Source organism: Agromyces lapidis, assembly GCF_009749405.1.
Lineage (GTDB): Bacteria > Actinomycetota > Actinomycetes > Actinomycetales > Microbacteriaceae > Agromyces > Agromyces lapidis.
In genome coordinates, this window is the sequence record NZ_WBIQ01000003.1 from 36,690 (window position 1) to 43,078 (window position 6,389).

Genomic DNA, 6,389 nt, shown 5'->3' on the forward strand with positions numbered 1-6,389 from the left:
GAAACGTCGCGCGGGGCGTGCTCCCGCTGCCCCGCGCGACCGGATGCCCCGCCCACGACTCGTGGGCGGGGCATCCGTCATTCTGCGTCGCGACCGCTCATTCCGCCCCGCCCGTCTCGACCGGAAGCCCCGAGCGGTACCACTGCAGGATGCCTCCGTCGATGTTCACCGCGTCGACGCCCTGCTGCTCCAGATAGACCACGGCCTGGGCGCTGCGTCCGCCGACGTGGCACATGACGTATACCGTGCGGTCGCGCGGAACCTCGTCGAGCCGGGCGACGAGTTCGCCGAGGGGGATGTGGTGCGCGCCGTCGACGCGCGCCTGTGCCAGCTCCTCGGGCTCGCGGACGTCGATGATGTACGCGTCGTCGGTGGCATGCACCTCAGTGGGGGAGAGGGACTGCACAGTGGGACCTCGTTCTTTCCTCGCGGTGGAGACCATAATACCCTCCGGGGTATCGAATGAGCGTCCGATGCGGCGATGCTCCGAGGAATTCGCGTGTTTCGTCTTAGTGTGTCGGTGTGCAGCGGCTCGATCGGAACGACGACGCCGAGGACGAGATCCTCGGCGAGGAGACCGATGCCGCAGCCGACGACCTCACCCCGGACCCCATGCAACAGGACATCACGAGCCCCAACGGCGTCAGCCTCGGCGACCCCGAACTCATCGCAGGCAACGTCGCCGAGCCCAGCTGGCGTCGCTGGAACGCCGAACTCGCGTCGGTCGGCGGCCGCTCGCCCCTCGTGCGCTTCGTCGACACGCCGCGAACGCGCATCGAGCTCTCGACCACCCATCCTGGCGGGCTGCCCCAGTTCATCACCGGCAAGTCGACGCTGCTCTCGAGCCTCATCCGCGACGAGCTCGCGCTCCGCAACGCGCGGCTCGCCGCTGCCGAGATCACCCAGAAGGGCATCGAGCTCCGGAGCGTCCGCGGCATCGAGTCGGTCCATCTCGCGATCGGCCTGGCCTCGTGGCGCAACGGCGGAGAGGAGTACCTGGCACCGGTGCTCCTGCGTCCGCTCGCCATCCGGCGCTACGGCCGCGACTTCGAGCTCAAGCTCAAGGGCCAGCCCTACCTGAACCCCGCGCTCGCGCGTGAACTCCGCGAGCAGTTCCAGATCACCCTCGACGCCGAGGCGTTCGTCGCGCTCGCGATCACCAACGGCGCGTTCAAGCCGCAGCCCGTCATCGACCGGCTGCGCGGCCTCACCAGCCACCTCCCGTGGTTCCAGGTGGCGCCGCGACTCGTCGTCTCCTCCTTCGCCGAGGTGGGTCCCGAGATGGCGGCGGATGCCTCGCGGCTCGAGCACCCCGTCATCGACGCCCTCGCAGGCAACCCGGCGGCCCGCGCCTCGGTCACCGCCTCCCGCGAGGAGCCCGCGCGCCCCGTCTCGCAGGACGAGCGGCCGCCGTCGACCGACACGCTGCTCCTCGACGCCGATCCCGAGCAGGAGCAGGTCATCGCCGAGATCGAGGCCGGCGCCTCCGTCGTGGTGAAGACCCTGCCGGGCACCGGTGGGACGCAGACGGTCGTCAACGCCATCGGCGCCCTCGTCGCGAAGGACCGGCGGGTGCTCGTGGTCGGTTCGCGCCGGGCGAGCCTCGACGGCATCGCCCACCGGCTCGGCCAGATCGGACTCGGCGGCGCCGCCGTCACGACCGCGGGCCTCCGGCGCGAACTCATCCAGTCGATCTCGCGCAACGAGAAGGCCGAGCGCCCGCGCGTGGCCGACGTCGACGACGCGCTCGTGCGGCTGCGCAAGGTGCTGCTCGACTACCGCACGGCGCTCACTCGGCGCGACCCCGAGCTCAAGGTGTCGGTGCTCGACGCGCTCGGAGAACTCGCCCGCCTTGCCCTCGTGCCCACGCCGCCGTCGACGACGGCGCGGCTCGACCACGCCGCGCTCGTCGCGCTCTCGAGCGGACGCGGCGAGGTCGCACGCGAACTGGCCCGCGCCGCCGAGCTCGGCGAGTTCCGCTACGGCCCAGGCGACTCGCCCTGGTACGGCGCCTCATTCGCGACCTCGGCCGAGGCGACGAACGCCCACGAGCTCGCGAAGCGCCTGAGCAGCGTCGAGGTTCCCCGCCTGCTCGAGCGCGGCCGCGCCCTGATCGCGCAGACCCGACTCCGCGACTTCGAGTCGATCGCCGAGCTCGGCGTCTTCCTCCGGCTCCTCCTCGACGTGCGCGAGACGCTCGACCGATTCCAGCCCTCGGTCTACGATCGCCCCCTCGGCGAGCTGATCACCGCTACGGCGCCGCGGCGCGAGTCGCCCGGCATGTCGGGCGCCAACCGCCGCAGGCTCCGCAGGCACGCCCTCGAGTACGTGCGCCCCGGGGTGCACATCACCGACCTCAATGCGGCGCTCCGCGGCATCCAGCAGCAGCGCACCCTGTGGCAGCGCTACTCGGACGCCGGTGCGATCCCCGGCGTCCCCGTCGGACTCGACGACGTGCACGTCGCGTTCCAGCACGTCGCGACCGATCTCGCCACCCTCGACGCGCCGCTCGACATCGTCGGCACGCCTCGCCAGCTCGCGGCGCGTCCGATCCGCGAGCTCGTCGCCACGCTCGCCGGGCTCGCCGCCGACTCCGAGGTGCTCGCGAACCTGCAGGAGCGCACGGCGATCCTCGGGCGCCTGCGCGACCTCGGCCTCGACCCGCTGCTGCTCGACCTCGCGCGGCGCCATGTGCCCGAGCCGGCGGTCGCCGGCGAGCTCGAACTCGCCTGGTGGCAGTCGGTGCTCGAGCAGGTGCTCGCGAGCGAGAAGGCGCTGCTCGGCGCGAACACGACCGTGCTCGACCGGCTCGAGGGCGACTTCCGGCTCGTCGACGAGGCGCACGCCTCGGCCGCCGGACCGCTGCTCGCCTGGCGGCTCGCCGAGAACTGGAAGGTCGCGCTCGTCGACCACCCCGACGAGGCCGGGCGGCTGAAGCGGATGCTCCGCAGCGACAGGGTCCGTGTGAGCGCCCTGCAGTCGGAGGTCCCGAACCTCTTCCGCGTGCTCGCCCCCGTGTGGCTCGCTTCGCCCTACGAGGTCGCCGCGATCGACGAGCGGATCCAGTTCGACACGGTGCTTCTCGTCGATGCGGGTGCGACGACGATCGCCGAGAACCTCGGCGCGATCCGGCGAGCCAAGCAGGTGGTCGCCTTCGGCGACCCGGTCACCCAGACGCCGACCCTCTTCGAGACGGGCATCGACGACGGCGACCAGCCGGTCGAGGCCGATCACGGCGTCGACGCGCTGCACGCCGACTCGGCGCTCGCGCGCCTCGGCGAGCTGCTGCCGACGCTCACCCTCACCCGCAGCTATCGTGCGGGCGGCGAGGACCTCGCCGAGCTCGTCAACCGCCGCTTCTACGCGGGGCGCATCGTGTCGATGCCGTGGGCCGGCAGCTTCCTCGGGCACGGCAGCCTCGGCCTGCACTACGTGGCGGGCAACGGGCTCCCCGATGCCGTGACCGGGACCGTCGAATCGATCGACTCCGAGGTAGCGAAGGTCGTCGAGCTCGTCATGGAGCACGCCGTCAAGCGCCCGCGCGAGTCGCTCATGGTCATCACAGCGAGCACCCGCCACGCGGCGCGCGTGCACCAGGCCGTGCTCGCGGCGTTCGCGAAGCGCACCGATCTCTCCGCCTTCATCCTGAAGGACCGCGCCGAGCCCTTCACGGTGCTCACGCTCGAGCAGGCCGTCGCGCAGAGTCGCGATCGCGTCATCTTCTCCATCGGCTACGGCCGCACTCCGCACGGGCGCCTGCTCTCGAACTTCGGATCGCTCGGCGAGCCGGGCGGCGACCGGCTGCTCGCGGTCGGCATGACGCGCGCCCGGCGTTCGATGGACCTGGTCTCGGCGTTCCGGCCCGAGGACATCGACGAGTCGCGCCAGAGCCACGGCGTGCTCGCCCTGGCGAACGTGCTCACGCAGACCGAGGAGCGTGCGGCCGACCAGGGCGAGACGAATCCACCCGGGCCGATGCTCCGCGACCTCGGCGCCCGGCTCGAGCGCCGTGGCATCCGCGTGAGCGTGGGTCACCGCGGGCGGCTCGCCCTCGCCGCGGCGCACGCAGGCAAGGCCGTGGTCGTCGAGACCGACGACGCCTTCGCCGGGCAGAGCCTGCGCGAGTCGCTGCGGCTGCGCCCCGACGTGCTGCGCCGGCTCGGCTGGCACTACCTGCGGGTGCACAGCTTCGAACTGTTCGGCAATCCCGATGCGGTGGCGGCGCGGGTCGCGGCGCTGCTCGGCAAGCCCGACCCGGCAGCGGTCGAGGGCGACGAACCGCTGCGCGCGCCGTGAGCGACGAGCACGAGCCGCCGCCCCGTCAGCGCGTCGAGCGCGCACCCGGCCGCGCACGGCGGGCGCGTCTCACTCCAGCGCCGGGATCGGATCCGTCGCCCGAGGCGCCCGTCGAGCGCGAGGCTCCGCGCGCGGAGCTCGATGCCGTGTCGTCATCCGGCCGGAAGCCCTCGCCCGACGAGGAACGACTCACCCGCGACCGTCCGCCGCACTGGCATCGCGACTGAGTCGTCGCCTATTCGCCGGTGTGGCGTCCGGTGGGGGCGCCGGACGCAGGCCCCTGCTCGGCGAGCAGGTCGCGGATCTGCGCCAGCACGGTGAGCTCGGTCTCGGGCTGCTCGGGGTCGGGCTGCCCGGCCTTGCGCTTCTGCTCGGCCCGCTCCTTGAAGTGGTTCATCGGCATGACGAACACGAAGTAGACGACGGCGGCGACGGCGAGGAACGAGATCACGGCGCCGATGATCGCACCGAACTTGAAGTCCGCGCCGCCGATGGTCAGGACGAGCGCGCTGTCGAGGCTGTCGGCCTTGAAGAGGAGCCCGATCAGCGGGTTGATGAGGTTCGCGACGATCGCGTTCACCACCGAGGTGAACGCCGCGCCGATGACGACCGCGACGGCGAGGTCGATGACGTTGCCCCGCATGATGAATTCCTTGAAGCCCTTGATCACGGCTTCCCCCTCCCGGTCTCGATACGGACGCGCACCACGCTAGCCGAGGTCAGGAGGTTGCCCCGGAACCGCTCCCGGCACTTCCTCCGCCCGCGGAGGAGGCGGGCTTGGAGGACCCCGACGACGAGGAGCCCGACGACGACGATGACGACGAGCTCGACGAGCTCGACGAGCTCGACGAGCTCGACGACGAGCCGCCGCCTGCGCGCGAATCGGTGCGGTAGAAGCCCGAGCCGTTGAAGGTGACGCCGATCGTGTTGAAGAGCTTGCGCAGCTTGCCGCCGCAGACCTCGCACACCGTCAGGGTGTCGTCGGTGAACGCCTGGTGGATGTCGAAGGCGTTGTCGCACTCGGTGCAGCGGTAGGAATAGGTGGGCATGGAACTCTCCGGTCGTGGAGACCGGCGGATCCGGTCAGAAGGCGATGATGCGGGTGGGGGTCACGATGCCGTTCACCGGCTGATCGTGCACCTCGCGCGGCACGTGCTCGACGAACTCGCTGTCGAAGACCACGGCGTACACCGGTGGACATTTTCCCATCGATCCGAGGGTCTTGTCGAAATAGCCCCGGCCCCAGCCGAGACGCATGCCGCTCGTGTCGATCGCGGCGGCGGGAATGAGGATGAGGTCGACGTCGTTGATCGCCATCGGACCGAGCAGCTCGCCGACCGCCTCGGGCGTCCCGTGCAGGCCGACGGTCTCGCTCGCCGCCTCGCCGACGGTCCAGTCGAGCAGCCCGTCTTCGCGGGTGATCGGGAAGAGCACACGGATGCCCCGGGCTTCGGCCCAGTTCACGAACGGCCTCGTGTCGGGCTCGGACGGCATCGAGAGGTAGCAGGAGATGGTCTCGGCCTCGGTCGAGCCGATGAGCTCTTCGAGCCTGGCCGTGAAGCCCTCGGTCGCGAGTTCGCGCTCGTGCGCCGTCATGTTCCTGCGGCGTTCGCGGAGCTCTGCGCGCAGGATGCGCTTCTGGACGTCCGGATCCTCGGGCATGGCACACATCTTAGGCGCCGCTCCGCCGAGGGGCCGCCCGGGGCGGCCGACGAGGGGCGAACGGCTACGCTTGAACGCATGACTCAACGGATCACGAAGGCGGTCATTCCTGCGGCGGGGTTGGGGACTCGGTTCCTGCCGGCGACGAAGGCGATGCCGAAGGAGATGCTGCCGGTGGTGGACAAGCCGGCGATCCAGTATGTGGTCGAGGAGGCGGTTGCGGCTGGTCTGACTGATGTGTTGATGATCACGGGTCGGAACAAGAACGCGTTGGAGAATCACTTCGATCGGGTCGCGGAGTTGGAGGCGACCCTGGAGCGGAAGGGTGATACCGCGAAGCTGCAGAAGGTGAACGAGTCGACTGATCTGGCGGACATGCATTATGTGCGGCAGGGTGACCCGTTGGGGCTCGGGCATGCGGTGCATCGGGC

At 70.8% G+C, this 6,389-nt stretch carries 6 protein-coding genes; 2 read left to right on the top strand and 4 right to left on the bottom strand.

Going from position 1 to position 6,389, the window contains the following annotated elements; translation table 11 throughout:
- Positions 1 to 97: 97 nt before the first annotated feature.
- The gene (locus tag GQQ93_RS06520) at positions 98 to 406 is read right to left on the bottom strand and encodes a rhodanese-like domain-containing protein (RefSeq protein ID WP_212277275.1); all 309 of its coding nucleotides are present in this window, start codon (positions 404 to 406) and stop codon (positions 98 to 100) included.
- Between the two features lie 116 nt (positions 407 to 522).
- Between GQQ93_RS06520 and GQQ93_RS06525 the strand changes: the two genes are divergently transcribed.
- Positions 523 to 4,296, top strand: coding sequence for an AAA family ATPase (locus GQQ93_RS06525; RefSeq protein WP_376863131.1), 3,774 nt, complete (start codon positions 523 to 525; stop codon positions 4,294 to 4,296).
- 235 nt (positions 4,297 to 4,531) lie between these two features.
- On the opposite strand, the gene mscL is transcribed toward GQQ93_RS06525, so the two are convergent.
- The 3 genes from mscL to GQQ93_RS06540 are packed head-to-tail and all read right to left on the bottom strand — an operon-like array spanning position 4,532 to position 5,958.
- The gene (gene mscL / locus GQQ93_RS06530) at positions 4,532 to 4,966 is read right to left on the bottom strand and encodes a large conductance mechanosensitive channel protein MscL (RefSeq protein ID WP_157423439.1); all 435 of its coding nucleotides are present in this window, start codon (positions 4,964 to 4,966) and stop codon (positions 4,532 to 4,534) included.
- 49 nt (positions 4,967 to 5,015) lie between these two features.
- A complete protein-coding gene (locus GQQ93_RS06535) occupies positions 5,016 to 5,345 on the bottom strand; it encodes an FmdB family zinc ribbon protein (protein ID WP_157423440.1) in 330 nt (109 codons plus the stop codon).
- A 34-nt stretch (positions 5,346 to 5,379) separates the two neighbouring features.
- Positions 5,380 to 5,958: a 5-formyltetrahydrofolate cyclo-ligase gene (locus GQQ93_RS06540; RefSeq protein WP_157423441.1), complete on the bottom strand. Its 579-nt coding sequence runs from the start codon at positions 5,956 to 5,958 to the stop codon at positions 5,380 to 5,382.
- A 78-nt stretch (positions 5,959 to 6,036) separates the two neighbouring features.
- Between GQQ93_RS06540 and GQQ93_RS06545 the strand changes: the two genes are divergently transcribed.
- Positions 6,037 to 6,389 (top strand): sugar phosphate nucleotidyltransferase (locus GQQ93_RS06545; protein ID WP_157423442.1); only part of this gene is annotated, 353 nt, incomplete at its 3' end.